Origin of the sequence: Intestinibacillus sp. NTUH-41-i26 (genome assembly GCF_032769475.1) — a bacterium.
GTDB lineage: Bacteria > Bacillota > Clostridia > Oscillospirales > Butyricicoccaceae > Agathobaculum > Agathobaculum ammoniilyticum.
Genome location: NZ_CP136477.1, coordinates 803,578 through 825,714, shown reverse-complemented (window position 1 = coordinate 825,714; position 22,137 = coordinate 803,578). Strand labels below are relative to the sequence as shown.

At 60.2% G+C, this 22,137-nt stretch carries 23 protein-coding genes and 1 tRNA gene; 5 read left to right on the top strand and 19 right to left on the bottom strand.

The annotated features are described in order from the left end of the window. Positions 1 to 69 precede the first annotated feature (69 nt). A complete protein-coding gene (locus RX717_RS04105; protein ID WP_107630906.1) occupies positions 70 to 1,419 on the top strand; it encodes an MATE family efflux transporter in 1,350 nt (449 codons plus the stop codon). Positions 1,420 to 1,507: 88 nt separating this feature from the next. Next, positions 1,508 to 2,029, top strand: a complete 522-nt coding sequence (locus RX717_RS04100) for an HD domain-containing protein (RefSeq protein WP_316960558.1) — start codon at positions 1,508 to 1,510, stop codon at positions 2,027 to 2,029. 44 nt (positions 2,030 to 2,073) lie between these two features. Here RX717_RS04100 and RX717_RS04095 read toward each other — a convergent pair whose 3' ends face one another. From RX717_RS04095 to RX717_RS04070, 6 genes are all read right to left on the bottom strand, one after another. Further along, positions 2,074 to 2,493, bottom strand: a complete 420-nt coding sequence (locus RX717_RS04095; protein WP_316960557.1) for a hypothetical protein — start codon at positions 2,491 to 2,493, stop codon at positions 2,074 to 2,076. A 24-nt stretch (positions 2,494 to 2,517) separates the two neighbouring features. Further along, the gene (locus tag RX717_RS04090) at positions 2,518 to 2,841 is read right to left on the bottom strand and encodes a hypothetical protein (protein WP_054327728.1); all 324 of its coding nucleotides are present in this window, start codon (positions 2,839 to 2,841) and stop codon (positions 2,518 to 2,520) included. 1 nt (position 2,842) lies between these two features. Then, positions 2,843 to 3,145: a DUF2089 family protein gene (locus tag RX717_RS04085; protein WP_054327727.1), complete on the bottom strand. Its 303-nt coding sequence runs from the start codon at positions 3,143 to 3,145 to the stop codon at positions 2,843 to 2,845. Between the two features lie 110 nt (positions 3,146 to 3,255). Next, complete coding sequence (locus RX717_RS04080; RefSeq protein WP_316960556.1) at positions 3,256 to 3,747, bottom strand: GNAT family N-acetyltransferase; 492 nt, start codon at positions 3,745 to 3,747, stop codon at positions 3,256 to 3,258. Between the two features lie 3 nt (positions 3,748 to 3,750). Next, a complete protein-coding gene (locus tag RX717_RS04075; RefSeq protein WP_316960555.1) occupies positions 3,751 to 4,482 on the bottom strand; it encodes an alpha/beta hydrolase in 732 nt (243 codons plus the stop codon). A gap of 65 nt (positions 4,483 to 4,547) precedes the next feature. Then, entirely contained in the window at positions 4,548 to 5,330 is a 783-nt protein-coding gene (locus RX717_RS04070) for an IclR family transcriptional regulator (protein ID WP_107630910.1), read from the bottom strand. 195 nt (positions 5,331 to 5,525) lie between these two features. On the opposite strand from RX717_RS04070, the gene eda reads away from it, so the two are divergent. Genes eda through RX717_RS04055 form a run of 3 tightly spaced genes read left to right on the top strand, consistent with a single transcriptional unit; the run spans position 5,526 to position 7,565 of the window. Continuing rightward, the gene (eda, locus tag RX717_RS04065; protein ID WP_107630911.1) at positions 5,526 to 6,170 is read left to right on the top strand and encodes a bifunctional 4-hydroxy-2-oxoglutarate aldolase/2-dehydro-3-deoxy-phosphogluconate aldolase; all 645 of its coding nucleotides are present in this window, start codon (positions 5,526 to 5,528) and stop codon (positions 6,168 to 6,170) included. Then, positions 6,163 to 6,510: a VOC family protein gene (locus tag RX717_RS04060; protein ID WP_054327722.1), complete on the top strand. Its 348-nt coding sequence runs from the start codon at positions 6,163 to 6,165 to the stop codon at positions 6,508 to 6,510. Before eda ends, RX717_RS04060 begins: the two co-directional genes overlap by 8 nt. 29 nt (positions 6,511 to 6,539) lie before the next feature. Continuing rightward, positions 6,540 to 7,565 carry a sugar kinase gene (locus RX717_RS04055; protein ID WP_107630912.1) on the top strand — a complete coding sequence of 342 codons (1,026 nt, stop codon included), beginning with the start codon at positions 6,540 to 6,542 and terminating at the stop codon, positions 7,563 to 7,565. A 109-nt stretch (positions 7,566 to 7,674) separates the two neighbouring features. Here the strand turns inward: RX717_RS04055 and RX717_RS04050 are convergent, their stop codons facing one another. The 13 genes from RX717_RS04050 to RX717_RS03990 all read right to left on the bottom strand — a co-directional run bounded on the left by RX717_RS04050 (position 7,675) and on the right by RX717_RS03990 (position 22,068). Further along, on the bottom strand, positions 7,675 to 8,385 hold the full coding sequence (locus RX717_RS04050) for a hypothetical protein (protein ID WP_107630913.1): 711 nt from the start codon (positions 8,383 to 8,385) through the stop codon (positions 7,675 to 7,677). Next, complete coding sequence (locus tag RX717_RS04045) at positions 8,378 to 10,561, bottom strand: M1 family aminopeptidase (protein ID WP_107630914.1); 2,184 nt, start codon at positions 10,559 to 10,561, stop codon at positions 8,378 to 8,380. The genes RX717_RS04050 and RX717_RS04045 overlap by 8 nt, the downstream gene beginning before the upstream one ends. Continuing rightward, a complete protein-coding gene (locus tag RX717_RS04040) occupies positions 10,558 to 11,412 on the bottom strand; it encodes an ATP-binding cassette domain-containing protein (protein WP_054327719.1) in 855 nt (284 codons plus the stop codon). Before RX717_RS04040 ends, RX717_RS04045 begins: the two co-directional genes overlap by 4 nt. A gap of 100 nt (positions 11,413 to 11,512) precedes the next feature. Next, complete coding sequence (locus RX717_RS04035) at positions 11,513 to 13,012, bottom strand: sensor histidine kinase (protein WP_107630916.1); 1,500 nt, start codon at positions 13,010 to 13,012, stop codon at positions 11,513 to 11,515. Continuing rightward, the gene (locus RX717_RS04030) at positions 12,990 to 13,661 is read right to left on the bottom strand and encodes a response regulator transcription factor (RefSeq protein WP_054327718.1); all 672 of its coding nucleotides are present in this window, start codon (positions 13,659 to 13,661) and stop codon (positions 12,990 to 12,992) included. The genes RX717_RS04035 and RX717_RS04030 overlap by 23 nt, the downstream gene beginning before the upstream one ends. 166 nt (positions 13,662 to 13,827) lie before the next feature. Beyond that, positions 13,828 to 13,903: transfer RNA gene (locus tag RX717_RS04025), tRNA-Ala, on the bottom strand. A gap of 84 nt (positions 13,904 to 13,987) precedes the next feature. Continuing rightward, the gene (locus tag RX717_RS04020) at positions 13,988 to 14,758 is read right to left on the bottom strand and encodes a TatD family hydrolase (RefSeq protein WP_107630917.1); all 771 of its coding nucleotides are present in this window, start codon (positions 14,756 to 14,758) and stop codon (positions 13,988 to 13,990) included. 16 nt (positions 14,759 to 14,774) lie between these two features. Then, positions 14,775 to 15,539 carry an HAD hydrolase family protein gene (locus RX717_RS04015; protein WP_107630918.1) on the bottom strand — a complete coding sequence of 255 codons (765 nt, stop codon included), beginning with the start codon at positions 15,537 to 15,539 and terminating at the stop codon, positions 14,775 to 14,777. 257 nt (positions 15,540 to 15,796) lie between these two features. Then, positions 15,797 to 16,006 carry a DUF4177 domain-containing protein gene (locus tag RX717_RS04010; protein ID WP_107630919.1) on the bottom strand — a complete coding sequence of 70 codons (210 nt, stop codon included), beginning with the start codon at positions 16,004 to 16,006 and terminating at the stop codon, positions 15,797 to 15,799. Between the two features lie 287 nt (positions 16,007 to 16,293). Next, complete coding sequence (gene metG / locus RX717_RS04005) at positions 16,294 to 18,246, bottom strand: methionine--tRNA ligase (protein ID WP_107630920.1); 1,953 nt, start codon at positions 18,244 to 18,246, stop codon at positions 16,294 to 16,296. 21 nt (positions 18,247 to 18,267) lie between these two features. After that, positions 18,268 to 18,801, bottom strand: a complete 534-nt coding sequence (locus RX717_RS04000; protein WP_054328312.1) for an N-acetyltransferase — start codon at positions 18,799 to 18,801, stop codon at positions 18,268 to 18,270. Between the two features lie 562 nt (positions 18,802 to 19,363). Continuing rightward, the gene (locus RX717_RS03995; protein WP_107630921.1) at positions 19,364 to 20,308 is read right to left on the bottom strand and encodes a DUF975 family protein; all 945 of its coding nucleotides are present in this window, start codon (positions 20,306 to 20,308) and stop codon (positions 19,364 to 19,366) included. A 56-nt stretch (positions 20,309 to 20,364) separates the two neighbouring features. Beyond that, positions 20,365 to 22,068, bottom strand: coding sequence for a VanW family protein (locus tag RX717_RS03990; protein WP_159068068.1), 1,704 nt, complete (start codon positions 22,066 to 22,068; stop codon positions 20,365 to 20,367). Positions 22,069 to 22,137: the final 69 nt, after the last annotated feature.

Sequence of the window (22,137 nt, the reverse complement as noted above, 5' to 3'; positions counted from 1 at the left end):
CGCAGTTTAAAGCTGCGGCTTTTTCTTTGCCGGTTTATCTGTTATAATAGTAAAAACGGGGTGAAGCATATGGCCGGTGAAAATAAAATGGGGACCATGCCCGAAGGGCGGCTGATCGTTACCATGTCGTTTCCGATCATGCTGTCCATGCTCGTGCAGGCGCTGTACAACATTGTGGACAGCGCTTTTGTCGCGCGCATCAGTGAGGACGCCCTGACCGCCGTTTCCCTTGCGTTTCCGGTGCAGCTTTTAATGATCGCGGTTGCGACCGGCGCGGGCGTGGGCGTCAACGCGCTGCTGTCGCGCCGGCTGGGACAGAAAAAGCAGGCGGAAGCGGACGCGGTCGCGGTCAACGGCATTTTTCTTTCCATTTGCTTCTGGCTGGTGTTCGCTGTGCTGGGGCTGCTGTTCGGGCGCGACTTTATCGCGCTGTTCACCGATGTACCCGCTGTCGTCGATATGGGCGCCGGCTATGTGACGGTGGTGACTACCGCGTCCTGCGGCGTTTTCCTGCTGTTTGTCGCGGAACGGCTCATGCAGGCGACCGGCAACACGGTCTACCACATGGTCACGCAGCTCATCGGCGCGCTGCTCAACTGCGTCCTCGACCCGATCCTGATTTTCGGGCTGTTCGGCTGTCCCGCGCTCGGTACCACGGGCGCGGCGCTCGCGACCGTCCTCTCCCAGATCACCGCCATGTCAATCGGTTTTTTCATCAATGTGCGCTTCAATCGGGATGTCCGCATCCATGTACGAGGCTTCCGGCCAGATGTCCGTATCCTTGCGGAGATCGTGCGCATCGGCCTGCCCGCTGCCTTGCAGCAATCCCTGCTGAGCGTGCTCACGGTCGGCCTCAACCGCATCCTGATGCCGTTCTCCCAGACCGCGGTCGGCTTTTACGGCGTGTACTACAAGCTGCAGAACTTCCTGTTCATGCCGGTCTACGGTCTCAACAACGCGCTCATCCCCATGATTGGCTTCAACTATGGTGCGAAAAACCGCCGCCGCATCGAGCGGATCACCCGATATGCGCTGCTGCTCGCGCTCGGCATCATGGCGGCGGGTACGCTGCTGTTCGAAGCTCTGCCCGTACCGCTTCTGCGGCTGTTCGACGCCTCGGATGCCATGCTCGCCCTCGGCGTCCCCGCCATCCGCATCATCTCCGCTTCGTTCTGCCTTGCCGGCATTTCCGTCATCCTGTCCGGCTGCATGCAGGGATTGGGCCGCGGGAGCGAGTCGCTTATCGTGGCGTTGCTGCGTCAGCTTGTCCTCCTCCTGCCCGCCGCCGTGCTGCTCTCGCACGTCAGCCTTTCGGCCCTCTGGCTGGCGTTCCCGCTTGCGGAGGCCTGCGGCCTTGCCGCGGCGGTACTGCTCCACCGGCGGGTATGCCGCCGGCTTTTATCAGGCTCGTCCGAATAAACGTCACAAAAATGTAACAAACGCCCTCTTGTTTTTGTGCATTCTGCGGCATATAATAAAGACAGAAAACCGGAAAGGGGTGAGTCCCATGGAGAGTGAGATACAGCGGCTTGGAGGGGATATCCTGAAGCATCCCCGCTATCTGCAGCTTCTGCAGTTCCAGCACCACGGCGCGGAAAATTCCGTGTACGACCATTCGATCGCCGTGGCTCAGGCGGCGTATGCCATCGCCCGCCGGATGCGTCTGTCCGGGGACGAAACCGCCTCTGTAATCCGCGCGGCGTTGCTGCACGATTTCTTCGGTTACGACTGGCACGGCGAGCGTTTCCGCCGTTACCTGCGCCGGTATTCCGGCCTGCGGCGTGTGATGCGCATGCACGCGTTTGTACACGGCCATATCGCGGCCGACCGCGCGAAGCATACGTTCGGCCTGACCGAGCGCGAATGCGAGGCAATCGCGCGGCACATGTTCCCGCTCGCGGCCATGCCGCGCACGCGGATCGCATGGATCGTGACGCTGGCGGACAAAGCCGTTGCTTCCAGAGAGATGGCCGCTGCGCTTGGCGGCTATATATCCCTTGCCTGCCGCAAGCTGTTTGCTTATAACTGAAAACGCCGTCCGGATGCGTCTGTCTGGAACGGCGTTTTTCTGTTTTACAGATCCTGTATGTTCATCTTTTCCAGCAGCCTTTCCCGCCGGAGCTTTTCCCGCCCGATATAATACGCCCCCAACAGCACGAAGGTTGGGATGTTGCTTACCAGCAGGATAATCCCGACCTGCACGGTATCGCCCAGTGTCCAGTCCGACGTTTGTTCCACCCGCCGCTCCTCATAGAGTACCTCGCCGGTCTCTTCATCGACCACCTGCAGCCCGCTCGCCGCGCCGCCTATGGAGGTAAACACCACGCCGCCCAGCACCAGCAGCAGCGACAGCATAAGCGACAGAGCAGGCATAATCAGCCCCGGCCACCGGCTTTTGCGGCGCGACAGCCAGACCTCAAGCACGATCACGCCCGCCAGCACCGCCACCAGCACCAGCGTGTTCAGCACGGTCACCCCGATTGACATTGTCATTATTCCCGCCAAAACGATTCCCCCTTACAAATCCTGTATCTTTATCTTTTCCACCTGCTCGCGGTGTTTCCCGCTGCGGCGGCAGTGCCAGTAAATCGCCAGCAAAACGAGCGCCGGCGCGAAAAAGAGCAGCCCCATGAGCAGCGACAGCACCTTTTGCAGCGAATTTTCCGCCACACCGAGCGCGTTCAGCACCACGTTCGGCAGGACAAACAGTACAGGCGGCAGCAGGCACAGGGGCAGCACCAGCCCGGGCCACCACGCCCGCCGCTTGGACAGAAACACCTCCAACGCGCAGACCGCCGCGAACAGCGCCAAACAGAAAACCAACTTAATTGGATTTATCATGCTACCCCTCCTCGTTCTTCTGCTTCTTATACTCGTTAATCAGGATTTTCGCCGTGTCGAAATCCAGCTTGTCGTTGACCGCCAGCCGTTTGATGAGCGCGATATACGGCTCCTCCCCTTCGCGCTCGCCGATCTCGATTTTCTGGATCAGCCGGTCAAGCCGCAGGCGCACGGTCGGATAGGTCACGCCATACACGCCCGCGACCTCTTTGAGCGAGCCCGAGGCCAAAATAAATTTTTTGATGAAAGAGACGTCCTCATCGTCAAGCTGCGCCATCCACTCCGGTACGACCTCGATCGCCACGCCATCACTTCCTTTCCTGTGGCCTTAGTATAATATTTAATTTTATAAAAGTCAATCTTTAATTTTATTTATATCGAAGAAAAATCCTGTCTATAAAAGACAGGATTTTTTTATCGACTCCGTTTCTGATAGGCCAATCGCTCGCCGCGCCCGTTTTTCAGGTCGATCAGGCCGCAGAACGTGTATCCCAGCCGCGCCAGCAGGCGCTGCATGGGCTGGTTGTCGCGGTGGGTGTCGATACGGATGTTGCCGCACCGCGCCAGGCACCATTCCAGGCAGAACGCCACCGCACCGCGCCCGTGCTCCGCCGCCGCAATCCGGTGTACCACGCCGTAGGGGGCATCGTCCAGCCAGGCGCCCTCCCGAATCACCCGATAGGTCGGCTCCTCCTCCGTGGTAAAGCAGAACGCCGCCGCGAGCCGCCCCTCGTCCTCGCAGATGTAGCTGCGCTGCGCGCTGATATCCGCTTCGAGCATCTCTTTCGTGGGGAAGCGTCTGCCCCATTGATGCGGGTTGCCGTTTTGCGCCATAAACCGACGCGCCGCGTCGAACAGCGCGAGCAGGTCGGGCAGGTCGGCCGGCGCCGCATGCCGTATTTCCATGTTTTACAGCTCCTTTATCCATTCCGCGCAGAGCGCCTGCCAGCGGTTCACATGCCGATCCGGCCGGCGCCCTCTTGCCGGGTCACAGGTTTCCAAATCCGCCAGCGCCAGCCCATGCACGCCATGCGGGAACAGGTGTACCTCATGTGGCACACCCGCTTTCCGCAGCGCCGCTTCGAGCAGCAGCGTGTTCTCGACCCGTGCGGTCTGATCCTCCAGCGTGTGCCACAGGAACACCGGCGGCGTTCGCGCGTCCACCAGCATTTCCAGCGAAAACGCACGCTGTTTTTCCGGATCCGTGCCGGCCAGACGAGCAAAGCTGCCGCGATGGCCGTATTCCCCCGCCGTCACCACCGGATAGCACAGCACCGCCGCGTTCGGCCGGTGGCACTGCAGGTCGGTATCGGGCGCAAACCATTCCGGCCGGTGCCAGACCGCCGCCAGCATCCCCGCCAGGTGCGCGCCCGCGGAAAAGCCCCCGACCGCGATGCGGTCTGGAGCGATCCTGAGTTGCGCGGCATTCCGCCGCACCCACGCGACCGCCGCGGCCAGCGTATGCAGCGGCATCGTGTCCAGCGGCACGGGCGCACAGTCGTATTCCAGCACGAACGACTCGACACCGTCCCGCGCAAAGGCGCGCGCTGCAGGCGCGCCCTCCCGAATCGAGCAGAATTCGTACCCGCCGCCCCGGACACAAAATGAGCGCGGGCTTGGGACCGTGCTGCGCGGCGGCATAGCGGGTCAGCTTGCCGTGCGGCAGCGTGAGTACCTGTGGCATCTTACCTTCTCCCTTTCCGCGATTACCGCTTTCCGTACATGCCGCCGCCGATCGCCTCCGCGATCTCGTCCCGCGTTTCAAGCAGCGGCACACGCAGCGCGGCGATGCGCTCGTCCGACATGCGCGTCAGCGGCGCGGAAACCGAGATCGCATACGAGGCGCGCCCCCGATAATCCGGAATCGCCGCCGCGATGCAGCGCACGCCCAGCTCGTTTTCTTCGTTATCCATCGCGTAGCCCAGCCGCCGGACCTGCACCAGCTCCTGAAAAAACGCGGCTTCATCCACGATCGTATAGGGTGTCCACGGACGGACGTCGCTGGCGCGCCAGAGCTCGCGCGCTTCCTCGTCCGGCCAGGTGGCCAGGATGGCCTTGCCCACGCCCGTGCAGTACAGCGGGCGGCGCATGCCGATACGCGAAAACATGCGGATCGCGCCGCTCACGCTTTCTACCTTATGAATATAAACAATATCGCGCTCTTCCTGTAGGACCAGGTGGACAGTCTCTCCAGTTTCATGCCCCAGACGCTCCAACGGCGCGCGGGCGCGCTCGATCACATCCATGTTCTCCACAATATAGCTGCTCAGCTCGCACAGGCGCATGCCCGCGCGATAAACGCTGGTTTCCGCGTCCCGCTGCACATAGCCACGCGTACACATCGTTGCCAGCAGCCGGTGTACCGTGCTTTTATGCAGGCCGGTTTCCGCCGACAGCGTGCCGATCGTCATGCCGTTCCGGCTGCGGCACAGCTTTTCCAGCAGGTCAAACGCCCGCTCCAACGACTGGACCGACGAGGATTCTGCCATGGAATTTCCTCCCTTTTGTTCCGCATTATAAAACCTTGTTTCATTTTAATAGATTTTACACAAAAACACAAGAGAAACTTTGCACAGATTGTTAGCAGAAAACTCTTGCAATCTGACGGTAAAGTAATATAATTAAATCAGCAAGTGAATTCGTGAAACAATATTCCACAATATGAAACACAGAGGATGATCGCAATGAATGAAATCGAGAAAAAGGTCCAGTCCATCGGTGTCGTACCGGTAATCAAGCTCAACAACCCTGACCGTGACGCGGTTCCGCTGGCAAAGGCGCTGATCGACGGCGGCGTACCGGTTGCCGAGGTCACGTTCCGTGCGGCGGGCGCCGCCAAGGCCATCAAGGCCATGCACGACGCCTATCCGGAAATGCTCGTGGGCGCGGGTACTGTCCTGACCACCGACCAGGTAGACGAGGCGATGGCCGCTGGCGCGCAGTTCATCGTCACCCCCGGCATGGATCCCGAAATCGTCGCCTACTGCAAGAAAGTCGGCGTGCAGATCTTCCCCGGTTGCACCACCCCGACCGATTATCACACCGCCTATAAGTTCGGCCTCGAGGTCCTCAAGTTCTTCCCCGCCGAGCAGTCCGGCGGCATCGCCAAGATCAAGGCTATGAGCGCCCCGTTCCCGATGTTCAAGGTTATGCCGACCGGCGGCATCTCGCTGAAGAACCTGGCGGACTATGCCAAAAATCATGTCATCGCTGCCTGCGGCGGCTCCTACATGGTCACCGCCGACCTGATCGAGGGCGGCAAGTGGGATGAGATCACCGACCTGTGCAAGAAGTCGGTCGAGATCGTGAAAGAGGCGCGCAATGGCTGAGTATTCTCTGGCGCACATCGGCATCAACGCCGCGAATGAGCAGGAAGCCCTCAAGACCGCTGAAATGTTTTCCGCCCTGTTTGGCTTTGCGGTAAAGCCGGGCAACAGCTCGGTCTTCGCCGGAACAGGCATCGAGGTGATGAAGGAGCCCTATAAGGGCCGGAACGGACACATCGCCATCGGGACGCCGGACGTCGCCGCCGCCAAAGCGGATCTGGAGGGGCGCGGCTTTACATTCGACGACGCGACCGCCAAGTTCAAGGCTGATGGCACGCTCAACGCAATTTACCTGACCGACGAAATCTGCGGCTTCGCCGTACATCTGGTCGGCAAGAAATAATCACAACCTATCTTTACGGAGGGAAAATCATGAAAATCGTAACCTTTGGCGAGCTTATGATCCGTCTGCAGCCGTACAATTACGAACGCTTCGTACAGGCTGACCATCTCGAATTCACCTTTGGCGGCGGCGAAGCCAACGTTGCTGTTTCGCTGGCGAACTACGGCATGGACGCCGCGTTCGTCACCAAACTGCCGGCGCACACCATCGGCCAGTGCGCGGTCAACTCCCTGCGCCGCTACGGTGTGGATACCAGCAAGATCGTCCGCGGCGGCGACCGTGTCGGCATCTACTTCAACGAGAAGGGCGCTTCCCAGCGCGGCTCGGTCTGCATCTACGACCGCGCGCATTCCGCGATCCAGGAAGCGACCACCGCTGATTTTGACTGGAACAAAATCTTTGAGGGCGTGGACTGGTTCCACTTCACCGGCATCACTCCGGCGCTCGGCCCGAATGTTGTCGATATCTGCCGCGAGGCCTGCCAGGCGGCCAAGGCGCACGGCGTCAAGATCTCCTGCGACCTGAACTACCGCGGCAAGCTCTGGACCCGCGAGCAGGCGCGCGAGGCCATGACCGATCTGTGCCAGTATGTGGACGTGTGCATCTCCAACGAGGAGGATGCCAAGGACGTGTTCGGTATTGAGGCTGAATCCACCGATATCTACGCGGGTGAGATCAACCACGAGGGCTACAAGTCTGTCGCCAAGCAGCTGGCGGACAAGTTCGGTTTTGAAAAGGTTGCCATCACCCTGCGCGAGTCCCACTCCGCTTCCGACAACGGCTGGAGCGCGATGCTGTTCGACGCGAAGACCGGCGAGTACTGCTTCTCCAAGAAGTATGAGCTGCGCATCATCGACCGCGTCGGCGGCGGCGACAGCTTCGGCGGTGGCCTGATCTACGCGCTGCTGAACGGGAAGTCCACCCAGGACGCGGTGGAGTTTGCTGTCGCGGCTTCCGCGCTCAAGCACACCATCGAGGGCGACTACAACATGGTTACGGTCGCCGAAGTCGAGAAGCTCGCCGGCGGCGACGGCTCCGGCCGCATCCAGCGCTAAACCTTACCCATAGCAACGGCATTTGCCGTTTTCCTCATCATTTTGATACCTCCCCTATCCTAACAAAGCGGAAAGCCCGCACTCCATTCGGAGTGCGGGCTTTCCGTATTCATAGTCTGCCGCGCCGGAAAATCCGCATGCCCAGCAGCAGGATTCCGGCCAGCAGCAAAAGCCCCTGCGCCACCCACACCGCGGCCGGCAACGTGAAAGGCGGGTCAGCCGGCAGGGTGAGCGGATAGCTCCGCAGTAGCGTGCCGTTCCACAGGCCGAGCGCCTCGGGCAGCGGCAGCGCGGACAGGATAAACGGCGCGAGCATCCACCCGTATACCAGCCACGGGCATGCGCCGCCCAGCAGCCAACCGCTCCCCGCCGCAAACACAAGCGGCGGCACCGCGACTGCCAGCAGAGGAAGCAGCAGGCTCCCCCAGTCGTGCCAGTGCAGCGTATAGGCAAAGAATACCGCGGCCAGCAGCACGGCGGCGCCAAGCAGCAGAAGCATCCCTAGCAGCAGCGCCATGCAGCGCACGCCCGCAAAGCGGCGCGGGTCCACCGCAGTCGCGCCGGTCAGCACCGCGGTCCGCCGTTCGCCCTCCGAGGTGAAGAAGGTCAGGAAAAACAGCGTACCCACCCACAAAAGGGGCAGCAGCCGCGCCAGATAATATCCAAAGCTCCACGGCGAGAACGGCGCGGTGTACGCAACGCCCAGTATCACCTCTCCGGAAAGTAGCAGCCAGCCGTAGAGAAGCACCGCCGCCAATATGCCGAAGAAAAATTTATTCAGCAGGAGCCGGCGCAGCTCGCACACAAACACCTTACGCACGTCCGATCTCTCCTTCCTCCAAGTCGCAGGCGTTCAGAAAATCACCCAGCGTGATATACGGCGGCAGCTCGCCGCCCCCCTGCGTATACAGCCGCGCCAGCACCGCGTCCAGCCTTTCCCGCCCGATCTTCTGCTCCGCGCGGTAGATCATCAGCGCCGTGCCGTCGTACCAGTTGACCGAATCGGCTGCAGCCTTTACCTCTGCCGCATATGCTTCAGGCAGGACCGCCAGATATTCCGGATGCCGCATATAAAACGACTGCGCGTTCTGCGACGTGGTGCGCTCCCACTTTTCGACATAATTTGCGCGGGCATACTCCTCTCCTTTCAGTTCAGCCATCAGCCGGTAGGTCGAGTAGGTCGTCATGCCCTCGTCCGTCCAGTTCGCGTCCTCCATATCGGCCAGGGAAACGCCCAGCCCCCACCACTGATGGATGATCTCATGCGCCAGCACCTCGGCGCTGTCCGCGCCCTTGTCCGGAGAGGCCAGGTTTTGATCGCTGAAATAGCTCTCCCCCATTTGGCTGATGTTCCCACTCGCGCTCCCGCCAAACTGGAACACCGTGCTCTGCACAATCTTGAACGGCTTGTCCTGCGTAAAGGTACGCGGGCCATAGTGTTCGGTGCAATAGTCAATCGCCTCCTGCATGATGTCAATCCCCTCGCCCGCAAGGCGCGGCTCGTATTTAGCGCTGTACCAGAATTCGATCGGGAAGCCGCCGCCCTCCAGCGTCCGGCACATATAGTCGCCCGCGAAAATGCGTAGTTCGCCTGCGCCTGCGTCCTCGGCATGCCAGTTGGTCGTCCCGTCGCCATTCGGCGCCCCCCTGCGCGTCGTTCCGGAGGACACCAGCGTCATCGAATCCCGCAGCGCGATATCCAGCGTGACCGGCGTTTCCTCCCCCGCCAGCTGCAGGAGCAGGGACGGGGCGAGATGCGACCCGAACAGCTCGATCCCTTTTCCGCTGATGAATCCGGCGCTGCTCATCAGTTCTTCCTGTGCGTTCCACATTTTCGGCATGCCGCCGTACTCCACGACCAGCGTGATCTGTTCCTCTGCGGGGAGTACACAGCGCACCTCGCGCGCGGCGATATAATCGTTGCACATATCCTCCCATTCCACAGGGTTGCCATTGGCCGTGACCTCCCGCACCCGATAGCCGGAATCCAGCTCGAAATACAGCTCCTGCGACTCCCCCGACGTATTGGTAATCCGATAGGAGGCTGTGCCGGACAGCGTACCCAGCAGGTAGCTTTCAATACGCGCTTCGATCTCCGTGCCGGCCAACGTCAGGGCCGTGTTGCTGCGGTCCTCCGGCTGGTAGCTCATCCAATCCGACGGGCTGTGGTCTATAAACGGCTGCCGCGCCCACAGGATGCCGCCTCCGGCCGCCAACGTGGCCGCCAGCAGCGGCAGGGCGGCAAACCGCAGATGGCGTGCAAACGATCCTATCAGCCCGCGGCCATATTGCCGCACCCCCAGCAGCGACAGCAAGTACAGGCTGGTCAGCAGACACAGCCAGACGATACGGCTGTACAGTGCGGTGCGCCAAATCACCGCGCTACCGAACGCATCCGACAAGGCGGTAACAAGCGGCACGCACCACTGGGCGAGGAAAAAGCGGCTGCACCACGCGCCCTGTGAGAAAACGATGCATGCCAGCACAACAGCCAGGCTGATATCCAGCCGGTACGCGAACTGATCGACCGCCGCCGCCAGCAGCGTTCCCATGACCGGACCGGACAGCAGGATCAGCGCAGTCGCGAGCCAGTAATCCCCCAGGGAAAAGACAATGTCGAGCTTGTACCAGGTATAGGGCAGGTACAGCAGGCCGGTTGCCAGCACGGTCAACACGGCCATAGCCAGCACGGAGAACAGCCGCACGGCTGCGAGCCGGAGCGGGGACAGCGCCGCGTCGGTGATTGCGGCGATCCGGCTGCGGCGCGGCTTTTCCAGGCTCGCCAGCATCAGCAGCGCGAAAGCCGCCGCCCCGATCAGCCCGCCGGTCAGCATGGGGTTGGCCAGATACAGGGACGCCATGGAATCCCCATACGCCGGTCGGTACAGCCCGTATCCCGCCAGCGGCCCCAGCAGGGTCGCCGCGACCGCCAGCCAAGTCAACCGCCCGCACAACAGCCGCCCCAGCTCAACGCGGAACAATGCACGCAGGCTCATGTTTCCGCCTCCTCGATCAGGTAGAGGTAGGCGTCCTCCAGCGTCGGCTCAGCCGGCTGGGCGTAGGCGGGCAGCGTGCGCGCCACCGCGCGGCACTGGACCCCGTCCGCGGTATTGACGCGCGCGGTGATATGCAGCGCCGCGTCCTCCTCCGGCCGTTCGGAAAAGGTGCAGACATGTCCCCGCGTCATGCGGATCAGCTCCTGCGGCGTACCCGAAAAGCGAATACGGCCATGATGGATGACGATAAGCCGGTTGCATACGGACTGCACATCCTCGATGATATGAGTGGACAGCAGCACCAGCTTATCCTGCGCCGCGCGCGAAAACAGGTTGCGGAAATGGATGCGCTCCTCCGGATCCAGCCCGACGGTCGGCTCGTCAAAGATCAGGAACCGCGGCTCCCCCAGCAGGGCCTGCGCGATGCCGACCCGCTGCCGCTGCCCGCCGGACAGCGTGCGTATCCGCGCGCGCCGTTTTTCCTCCAAATTGACATCCGACAGCACGGCCTGCACCGCCTTTTTCTGGTCGTGCAGTCCCTTGAGGGCGGCCATGTACTCCAGAAACCGTTCGACCGTCAGTTCGTCATACAGGCCGAAGCTCTGCGGCAGATAGCCCAGTCGCCGCTTATAGGCGGTTTCGTTTTTCCGCAGCGGCGCGCCGTCGGCCAGAATCGTCCCCGCCGATTCGGTCAGCCCTGCCACGAGCAGCTTCATGAGGGTGGATTTTCCCGCGCCGTTCGGCCCCAGCAGGCCGACCAGGCTGGGACTTTCCAGTTCAAGGGAGATGTCCTGCAGCGCCTGCTTGCCGTTGGGATAGGTCATGGACAGGCTGTTGATACTGATTTTCATATGTCAGCGTCCTTTCTTGCGATTTCTGACGCCCAGTATATACGCGCCGCATGGAACCAGTTTGAAGCTAATGTGTGTTTTATATGAAGAAGCCCGCCGCTCAATCGAGCGGCGGGAACGTAATGGTAAAGGATACCCCCTCCGGCGTGTTGCAGGCCGTGCAAACGGCATGGCACCGCTGCAAAATCATACGCACCAGATACAACCCCAACCCGCTGCCGCCCGTCCGGCGGTTGCGGGACTGCTCGGCGCGGTAAAACGCTTCAAACAGATGCGGGATATCCCCTTCCGACAGGTGCGCGCGGGTATTTTCGACCGTCAGCACCGGCCGGCCGGCCCGTAGTCGGGTGCTGACGCGGACCTCGGCTCCCGCGGGCGAATAATGCGCGGCGTTAGACAGCAGGTTTTCTACCGCCCTGCCCAGCAGGGCGCGCTCCCCCAGCACCGTCACCCCATCCGACAGGGACACCCGAAAGCGCAGGCCGCGCTGCTCGAACAGCGCTTCATCCTGCTCCAACTGCTCCTGCACCAGCTCGGACAGGTCGAGACGCTCCATTTTTACCGGCTCGCCGTCCGATTCCAGCCGCGAAACGGTCAGGATCTCGCGTATCAGCTCTTCCATACGCGCGGTCACAGCAAGCGACCGCGCGAGATATTTGTCACGGTCCCGATATACGGAAACCCCGTCCAGCATGCCGGTCAACTGTCCCTTGAGGATCGTAACCGGCGTTTTCAGCTCATGCGACGCGGCGGAAAAAAACGCCAGTCGCTGCCGTTCCAGCTTCCGCTCGCGCTCCATATCACTGCGGAGCGCCTCATTCGCAGCCTGCAGGCCGGTCAGGGCCTCCTTCAGCTTTTGCGCCATGCCGTCCAGGCTGCGGCCCAGCACGCCGATCTCGTCGCGGCGTTTTTCCTCGCACTGCCAGTCGAAATCCAGATGTTCCATGCGGCGCGCGATGCCGCTCAGCCGGATGATCGGCCGCGTGATGTAGCGAGAATACAGCAGCGCGCAGCCCGCCGAAAACACCAGCATTGCGAGCAGCAGCCATGGCGCGGCGCGCAGCAGTGCCTGCACCGCCTGATTCTCCGGCTGCGCATACGGCTGGACGTACAGCTCGTAGGAGGTGGCGTCGTGCAGGAAGGTGACCTCCGCAGTCAGGGCGCTGGTTGCCGTTCCGGTGATTGACAGCACGCTGTCCTCCCACATGCTGTCCGCCATCCCAAACGCTATACCGTCGCTTTTTCCGCTATCCTCCGCGGCCACAACCACCACATTGTCGTTTTCATACAGCGAATAGACCGCAAGCTGCGAGCCGGTGTCCACCACCTTGCCATCCGCACCCAGCAGCATGGCTTCCGCGCCCGCGCTGCGGATAAATTCATCAAGCAGCGGCCCGCAGTCCTCACGCTCTGTTTGCGCCAGCCGGTCGACCAATTCGTTCATCTGTTCCTCTATCGCGCTGCTTATGACCGCCGTATAGGTGATCGGCGTCGCCCAGGCGATGCAGCCGAAAGTGATCGCGCCCGCGCCCAGCAGCAGGGCGAAAGTCATCAGGAAGATACGCGCGGTCAGGCTTTCACGGATTTTCTTTCGCAGCACGGTAGCCCACCCCTCTCACAGTCTCAATATAATCCACGCCGAGCTTGCGGCGCAGGTTTTTGATATGGCTGTCCACCACGCGCTCGTCCCCGAAGAAATCATAGCCCCATATCTTGGCCAGCAGCACCTCGCGCGTGAACACCCGCCCTGGGCTGGATATAAAGGCGCGGAGCAGCTCGAACTCACGCGCAGTCAGCTCCAGCGGGCGGCCCTCCAGCCGCGCCTCCATCATGTCCGGATCGAGCGTCAGCCCGCGGTAACGTATCACATGCGAAACGCCGATCCCGCCTCCCACGCGGCGCAGCACCGCCGCCACCTTGCGCAGCAGGATGGGCATGGAAAACGGCTTTACAATATAATCGTCTATTTCCAGGTCGAAACCGCGGAGCTGCTCGGCCTCCCCGTCGAGCGCGGTCAGCATGATGACTGGCAGGCGCGATTCCCGCCGGATCAGCTCGCACACGCCGAACCCATCGATCTTGGGCAGCATCACATCGAGCAGCGCCAGATCGAACGGCGCTTCATGGAAGCGGTCGAGCGCCTCCACCCCGTCCGACGCCAGTACCGTGTCATAGCCCGCATCCCGCAGGTAGGCGTCCAGTAGCTCCTGAATATCCAGGTCGTCCTCCACAATCAATATGCGTTTCATCCAAGTCCCCCCTCATCCGGTAGTATAACAGGGCTTTATGGATTTTACATGAAGAACGGAAAAATCCCCTTTCCCCGCCTTGCCGGGCAGCACGTGGCGCCTTGTAGGGGTCCGGCTTCCGAAAAAAGAAAAGCCGCACTTTTTCGGAATGAAAAAGTGCGGCTTCTGGTGGAGACGGTGAGGATCGAACTCATGACCTCCACACTGCCAGTGTGGCGCTCTCCCAGCTGAGCTACGCCCCCAAAAGGTCGTCCGCTTTGTTCTGACGACGAAATATATTATACACAAATACACTTTCCCTGTCAAGAAAAAATGCAAATTTTTCGTCACGCAATCCCAAACAATCTTTTGCCGTTTTCTGTTGTGATCCTTTCGACCGCTTCCGCTTCCATCCCTTTGACCTGCGCAATCGTTTCCGCCATACGGTGTACATATAGCGACGAATTGCGGCGTCCGCGATACGGTTCGGGCGCCATATAGGGGGCGTCCGTTTCAATCATCAGCCGGTCGAGCGGTGTCTCCCTGATAATCTCCAATGCCTTGCGCGCGTTTTTGAACGTGATCACACCGGTGAATGACAGATAGTATCCCAGCTTGAGCAGCTCTCGCGCCATCTCCACGCTGCCCGCGAAGCAATGGTACACACCTGTGACGCCGGCATACTGGCGCGCGATCTCCATGCAGTCGCCGTGCGCATCGCGGTCATGCACGATAACCGGCTTGCCCAGCGCGCGCGCAAGCTCCATCTGCCGCGCAAACACCACCTGCTGCCGCGCGCGCGCCCGCTCGTCCTTTTCCCAGTAATAATCCAGCCCGATCTCGCCAATCGCACGCACCTTCGGCTCCGTCTGCGCCAGTTCTTTGATGACCGCAAGGTCGTTATTCCAATTTTCGTCAATATTTTCAGGATGTATCCCCACGGCAGCGTATATAAAAGGGTATTTTTGTGCATAGCCGACCGCCTTGCGAGAGCTCTCCAAATCACAGCCCGGGTTGAGGATCAGCCCTACACCGTTTTCCGTCATGGCCGACAGCAGCGCATCCCTGTCCTCGTCAAAGCGCTCGTCATCATAATGCGCATGGGTATCAAACAGCATCGTTTTACTTTCCTCCTCATATCCAGCCGAAATGCCGGCAGGCATTCCACAGTCCGTCCTGGTCAACCGATGTCGTAATGTAATCCGCCTTTTCTTTCAGCGCCGCGCAGGCGTTCCCCATCGCCACCGAAAGCCAGCCCTGCCCGAACATACAAACGTCGTTCGTACCGTCTCCGAAGACTGCGACGTCCTCATCCAGCACGCCCAGCACGTCCAGCATGCGCCGGATGCCGCGCTGCTTGCAGACCGGCTCGATAAACAGCACATCCTGGTTGTAGCGGACCGTCGGCAGGCCGCCGAGGTCGATCTCCCCTTGATTTTCCGGCGTGCAGGCGATATATACCTTATACAGCTTGTCCATCCCGCGGTAATCAAAGGCCGGATCGACCGTGACCGGAAAATAATTGCTTGGCGCGACAGCCAGATACCGCTCATCCGCCGTAAGGCAGACCCGCTCGTTTTCGAGCGTTACCGCCCAGGGGACGCGCTGCCGCTCCAGCCGGTCCAGCAGGGCGACGCAATCCGTCACGGGCAGGCTCTGCATCTCAATGACCTCTCCGTCCAGCGTCAGGCTGTAACCACCGTCGGCCACGATATGCGTAAAGCCGTACCGCTGTGCGACCACGGCGGCGGAAGCCTGCAGCCGGCCGGTTGCGATCGCGGTAAAATGGCCGTTCGCGCGTAGCCGCTCCAGGCAGCGCGCCCCGCTTTCCGGCATCACGGTCGTCAGGCCGGTCGCCAGCGTGCCGTCAATATCAAAAAAGAGGTATTTCTTTCGCATGGGTTCATCCTTATCGCTTGTATTTTTTGTAGATATATCTGTAAATGCCGATCAAAGCGTCCAGCCTGCACCGTACCCCCTCCACAGCCGCGCACAGACGCGGTTATAAGCTGGGATATCGCGGATTTCCTCCGGTTTGACCGTGCTGCCCGCTCAGAAGTGCATCGAGTCGCGCCGTATGGCCGCCCAGCAGCCGCCGACAGCAAATACCGCCGCGCAGAAGCACAGGATGACTGCCATCGGAATGTTTGCCGCGTTCATTTTTCATCCTCCACAGGCCTTCCAAGCACCAGGTCGGCCTCTTTCATCAGGCCACTATCGCCGGAAAGCTTTATCGGCAAACAGCCGGCATACCGCCACCTCTGCGCCGCATACCGGTCGATGATTTTCCGCTGCTTACATTCCGCATTGTTGATCCAAAAGCCGCCGCCCCTGTACAGCGAAACGTATTCGTCTTGATACATCATCCAGACCCCCACCCATAAAAAGCGAGCCGCGGCGCCAGCCGCAGCCCTTCGCTCTTTTATTGTAGCACAGCTTCGCGCCGCCTGCAATCCCCGCCTCCAAACAGCAAAACGGCGGCTCTCTGAACCGCCGTTCCACCGCGCCGCAGCGCGCATCCCTCCCCCGCTATGCCGGGTGTTTGGATGCCCCGACCCAGCCGCCTTAGGCGGCGTCATTCGGGTATCGAAAGGCGGTTTCTACTGGAACCGTCTTTCGCATATAGTGGGCTTGTGAAGCCCACTATACTCTGTCAGCAGAGCTTTGCACCCGCTTCAATACCATCATCCAGCATGAGCAGATCGAGCTTGCCGTCCTTCTCCGCGGAGAGCAGCATGCCGCATGACTCCTGCCCCATCATCTTGCGCGGCGGCAGGTTGGTGACCGCAACGACCGTCTTGCCTACCAATTCCTCGGCCTTGTAATACTTGGCGATGCCGGACAGGATCTGGCGCGGCGTACCCGATCCGTCGTCGAGTTGGAATTTTAAGAGCTTCTCACTCTTCTTGACGTTCTCGCACGCGAGCACCTTGCACACGGTCATATCCACCTTGCAGAAGTCGTCGAACGGGATATCCGGCAGGAAAGTGACCACCGGCTGCTCCGCCGTCTGCGCGGCCTGCTTCTCCGCCTCGATCTCCGCGAGCTTTTTCGGGATGTCGATGCGCTCGAACAGGATGGACGCCTCGCCCACCTGCGCGCCCGCCTGTATGCCGCCAAACGAAGCAAGGCTCTCCACACCATTGTCCGCGGTGTTCAACTGCACAAAGATCTTGTCCGCCGTTTCGGGCAGGTAGGGGCGCAGCATGGTCGCCGCAAAGCGGATGGACTCCAGCAGGTTATACAGCACCGTACCCAGGCGGTCGCGCTTGGCCTCGTCCTTGGCCAGCGCCCAGGGCATGGTTTCATCAATATATTTGTTCGAGCGGCGCAGAAGCGTGAACACCTCGTCGATCGCGTCAGCGACGTGCAGGTCGGCCATGCGCTTTTCGAGTGCCGCGGGCAGGCCGAGCGCGACCGTTTTCAGCTCGTCGTCCACCGGCTCCGCCGCAATCGGGGCGGGGATAACGCCACCGAAATACTTCTTGGTCATGGCGATTGTCCGGTTGACCAAGTTGCCCAGCACGTTGGCAAGGTCGGAGTTGATGCGCTCGCAAATCAGCTCATAGGAGATCACGCCGTCGTTGGCGAACGGCATCTCGTGCAGCACATAGTAGCGCACCGCGTCCACACCGAACAGGCGCACCAGATCGTCCGCGTAGATCACATTGCCGAGTGACTTCGACATCTTGCCCTCACCCACGAGCAGCCACGGGTGGCCGAACACCTGCTTCGGCAGTTCCTCGCCCAGCGCCATCAGGAAGATCGGCCAGTAGATGGTGTGGAAACGGATGATGTCCTTACCGATCAAATGCACGTCCGCGGGCCAGAAGCGCTTATAGTGCTCATCGTGGTTCCCATCAGGATCGTAGCCGCAGAAAGTGATATAGTTGGTCAGCGCGTCCAGCCAGACATAAACCACATGCCCTGGGTCAAAGTCCACCGGAATCCCCCAGGAGAACGAGGTGCGGGACACGCACAGGTCTTGTAGGCCGGGCTTTAAGAAGTTGTTGACCATCTCGTTCTTGCGGCTCTCCGGCTGTATGAACTCGGGGTGGTCTTCAATATGCTTCATCAGGCGGTCGGCGTACTTGCTCATGCGGAAGAAGTAGGCTTCCTCCTCCGCGTCCACCACCGGCCGGCCGCAGTCCGGACAGCATCCGTCCTTAAGTTGCGACTCGGTCCAGAACGACTCGCAGGGCTTGCAGTACTTGCCCTTGTACGCACCCTTATAGATATCGCCCTGATCATACAGCTTTTTGAAGATTTTCTGTACCTTTTTCTCATGCATGGGGTCAGTCGTGCGTACGAACTTGTCGTAGGTGGTGTTCATCAGGTCCCAGATGTCCTTCACCTGGCCCGCGACGTTGTCCACATGCTGCTGCGGGGTGATGCCCGCGGCCTCGGCCTTTTCCTGGATTTTCTGGCCGTGCTCGTCCGTACCGGTCTGGAAGTACACGTCGTATCCGGTCAGGCGCTTGTAGCGCGCGATCGCGTCGGCCAGCACGATCTCATAGGTGTTGCCGATGTGCGGCTTGGCCGAGGTATAGGCGATCGCCGTTGAGATATAATAGGGTTTCTTGTCCATCACTTTGCTCTCCTTCATAGAAAATGAAATTTTATAAGATCAAAAACAGTCGTACATAACCACATCCTGCAAAAATTTGTAGAATGATTGGTAAGCCGTCTCGGTCAGCGCTTTCGGAAAGGACAGCACGACCAGTCTGTGTCCGCTGTTTTCCACATGATATGGCGGGTGTACATGCGGATACGGATTGGTGCAATATCCGCAGCGCGCATAGAAACCAGCGCGGCGACAGGAAACCCAGTCCTCTGGGGGGTCGATTTCCAAAACAATGGTCTTCCCGCTCTGCTGTAGCAGCGACAGTGTCCTTTGCCCGTAATGGCGATTCCGCAGCTCAGGGAATATACAGAAATGCTCCACATAAATAAAGTCTTTCGTTTCCCAGCACAGTAACAGGCCAACCCATTCCACCCCATCGAAGACCAGTTCAAACCGATACCGTTTGTCCCGCAGGATTGCCTCTTGTGATGCTATCTGTCGTTGCTCATGCGGTGGAAAGCTCTCCGCGTACAAAGCCATTGCAGTATCATACCGCCCATCCTGTATATCTGTCAACCGTTCCAGATGCAAAATCATTTATCTCCTTTCGCACACCAGCGCATACAGCTCGCTATCCGGCAGCCCTCCATTCTTACAATCACGCGCGTCCCGTTCGGTATACGGATACGGGAACACGTCCCGCAGGTTTTCCGCCCCCCGCATCGTTTGCCATTAGGGCGCAGGCCGCCACGTCCGCAGAGCGGCAGGCATGAAAAAAGCCCTCCTCCCGAATGGTTTTCCATTCAAGGACGAGAGCAAAAACGCTTCCGTGTTACCACCTTGCTTCACGCGTCCCTCGCGGCGGCGCGCCTCATCAGGTACTTCCATACCCGAAGCGCTGTAACGGGCGCCCACCCGCCGCAGCCTACCCGCGTACCGCGGCTCGGTGCGGGACTCCAAGGCCATTTTCTGCCGCGGCCCCCGCGTCTCGCTCCCACCATCCGAGACTCGCTTTGCCGTTTTCCACGCCGTACTTTCCTTTTCATCGCCATACTTACCTGTATAACGGTTCCATTATAGCATCACGGTATTTTCCTGTCAAGCGTGCAAACAGCGGCGGCACCTTCAGCTCCCGCCACCGCTTTATCCGTTTTTTCCCTTACTGCTCAGGCTGACTGACATCCTGTGTCCTGCCCGCGTAAAATTCAAACAGGCCGATAAAAGAGGTATTGATGTACGCCGCCAGAAAACCGTTGATCACAACGCCCAAGCAGGCCCCTGCGGCCAGCGCCAGCAGGAACGCCACGAAGCCCGACGCGCCGGGGATAAACACAAAGCCGAACATCGCAATCAGCCAGCAAAGCCCGCTGACAAGGCCGGACAGCACATACCACCAGAAAAAGCTTAAAACAAACAGGAGTACCTTCCCATAATGCCCGTGGAACACACCGCTCCCGTCGCGCGTGGCATCCCACGCGCCGAGTGCCTCATGCTCGCTGATCAGGACCCAGCCCGCCTGATAGGTCATCACCTTGATGCGGATCGGGATCAACACGAGCTGGTAGAATACATAAAGCACCGCCACCGCCACCGTCAAATCCGTTTGCGTCAGGTAATGCCCCGAAGCAACGGCATTCACCAGCAGGCCCATGCCCACAAAGAAAAACAGCGCCGTGGGTAGGACCGACCAGAGGAGCTGCCGGAAAAACAGGCAGAATTCCATCCGCACACCCGCCCAGAACGAGTGCAGCGAGGTAAACGGCTGGAACAGCGCGGAAACGCCCGGCTCCTCCCCACGGAAAAGGCCAATATAAAACCGCATCATGCCATACATCAGCGGGCCGGTGACGACCAGCATGACGAATATCACCAGCCATACCGAATTCAGGTTGCGCTCCATAGCCATGCTAAGCGCGTTTCCCCTGTACCCATTTGCGTACAACGCAAATAAATCTCCGAATATCGTGAGGTACAGAATCAGCACCAGCAGGAAATATGGCACCGCATACAAAAACTGTATCCCCACACAGCGGCCGATCTGCTCCTTGACCCTACGCTTACACTGCCGCTTGATCGTCTTTCTCACCTGTACTCTATCGTGCAACTGCTGTTTCCTCCTATCGTTTCCCCGCTGTCTTTACCGGACCGCGCCCTGTCCGCTCACGCGGAGCCGCCCGCCGGCGTTTCCGGCGCCGCTGCGGAGGACGCGCCCTGTTCCGCTGTTTCTCCGGCTTCCCCGCCGTCGCCGGACGGCTCCTCCGTCTTGGGCGGTTCCTCGGTTTTGGGCTGCTCCGGCTGGATCGTGCCGACGTAGACCACCTTATCCCGCTTGTCATACCGCGAGCTGTTCGCCAGCACCTCGGTCGTCTTCCCGTTTTCCGTGATCTGCTTATAGGTGCGGGTGGAATAGCCCGTGATGCCGCTCACATCCAAGCGCGTCTGGCCCACCTTCATGGAATTATCCTTTTTCTCGATCGTCTGCGGCGAATAGGTTTCCAACACTTCGGTGCGGGTCGTAACCGTCTTGTCGCTCGTCTTGGTGCCGACGAGCGTCATAACCATCTGCCCGCCGCTCTGCTGCGCCAGGATCTTGACCGGATAATCCGTATTATTCTTGAACCGGAAATCCAGATTGCCGTAATCCACGGTCGCATCCTCGCCCAGCGGCGTATAGGCGACTGTATAGGAATGGTTATACCGCTCGGTCACCTCCAGGTCCGCGCGCAGCACGGCCATATACAGCGTGGAGGAGGGCTGGCAGACGCCGCCGCCGAACTCGTCAACGATCTGGCCGTTGACATATGCGTGCGCCGGCTTATATCCGCGCGCCTCGGTGCGCTCTCCGACCACACCGTTATACGAAAATTCATCGCCCGGGTTGAGTATGGTCCCGTTGATGGCCGCCGACGCCAGATTGACGTTGTTGGTGCGCGCGGTATTGCTCTCGTCCAGGTAGGTCACCGCCTGCGCCAGCGTATCCCGAAACAGCTTTTCCTGCAGGTCCGCCGCCGTCACCTTGGGCTGCGTGGTCGTGATCGGGACGGAATAGCTTTGCTCCGTCCCGTCCCCCACGATCTCCCGCGCCTGGTCGATATCGAACTGCACGCCGGGCTTTTCCGGCACAATGGTTTTGCCGTCCTCTTTATTGACCGTCGCGCTCACCGGCTCGCCGATCACCTGCTCGGCGATCTTATCCACATTGATCGCAGGCGTCTCGGTCAGCTCGGTCGAAACCTCATACGGCTCGAAATCCATCAGGCGGATCTTTTCCGTCAGCGCCTGCTCGACCGCATCCGTGTCAAACTGTACGCCAGGCTTGCCGGCATGGATGGTCATGGTATCCGTGCCAATGTCCCAAGTGGGTTCTACCGGCTCGGTCAACGCCTCCGCGGCGATGTCGGACAGTGCCTTTTTCAGCCCCTCCTCATCCACGGTGGCCGCCAGCTGCGCCTCGCCCCTGCCGAAAACCGCTGTGACCACATCCCACATGCGGGCCAGCGGGTTGCCCGTGCGTCCGACCGCATAGGCGTTCTCCGCGGACTGCGCCGCGTCCACATTTTCCAGCACGTCGCGCACCGGAATACGGTAGGTCTGCTCATAAATTGTGACGGAAACGTCCGCGTCCTCATACAGTGGCGCGCTCTGCTTTTCGATCTGCGCCGCGGCGGCGCTCCGGCTCAGCCCGCTGACCGCGATCGGCCCGACCGTCACCCCTGGGAACACATTCGGATAAAGGTAGGTGAACCCGCAGAGCAGGACCAGCAGAGCCGCTGCCACGCCGCCGACTATCTTCAGGGCGAGCGGCACGCGGAGCGTTTTCTTTTCCGCCTTCGGCGCGGCGTTCTTCGCCGTACGCTTCACCATATGCGCCCCTTTCCTTGTTTTATTGATCCGGTTTTCTAACATGATCTTCCCCTGTTTCGCTGTCTTTAT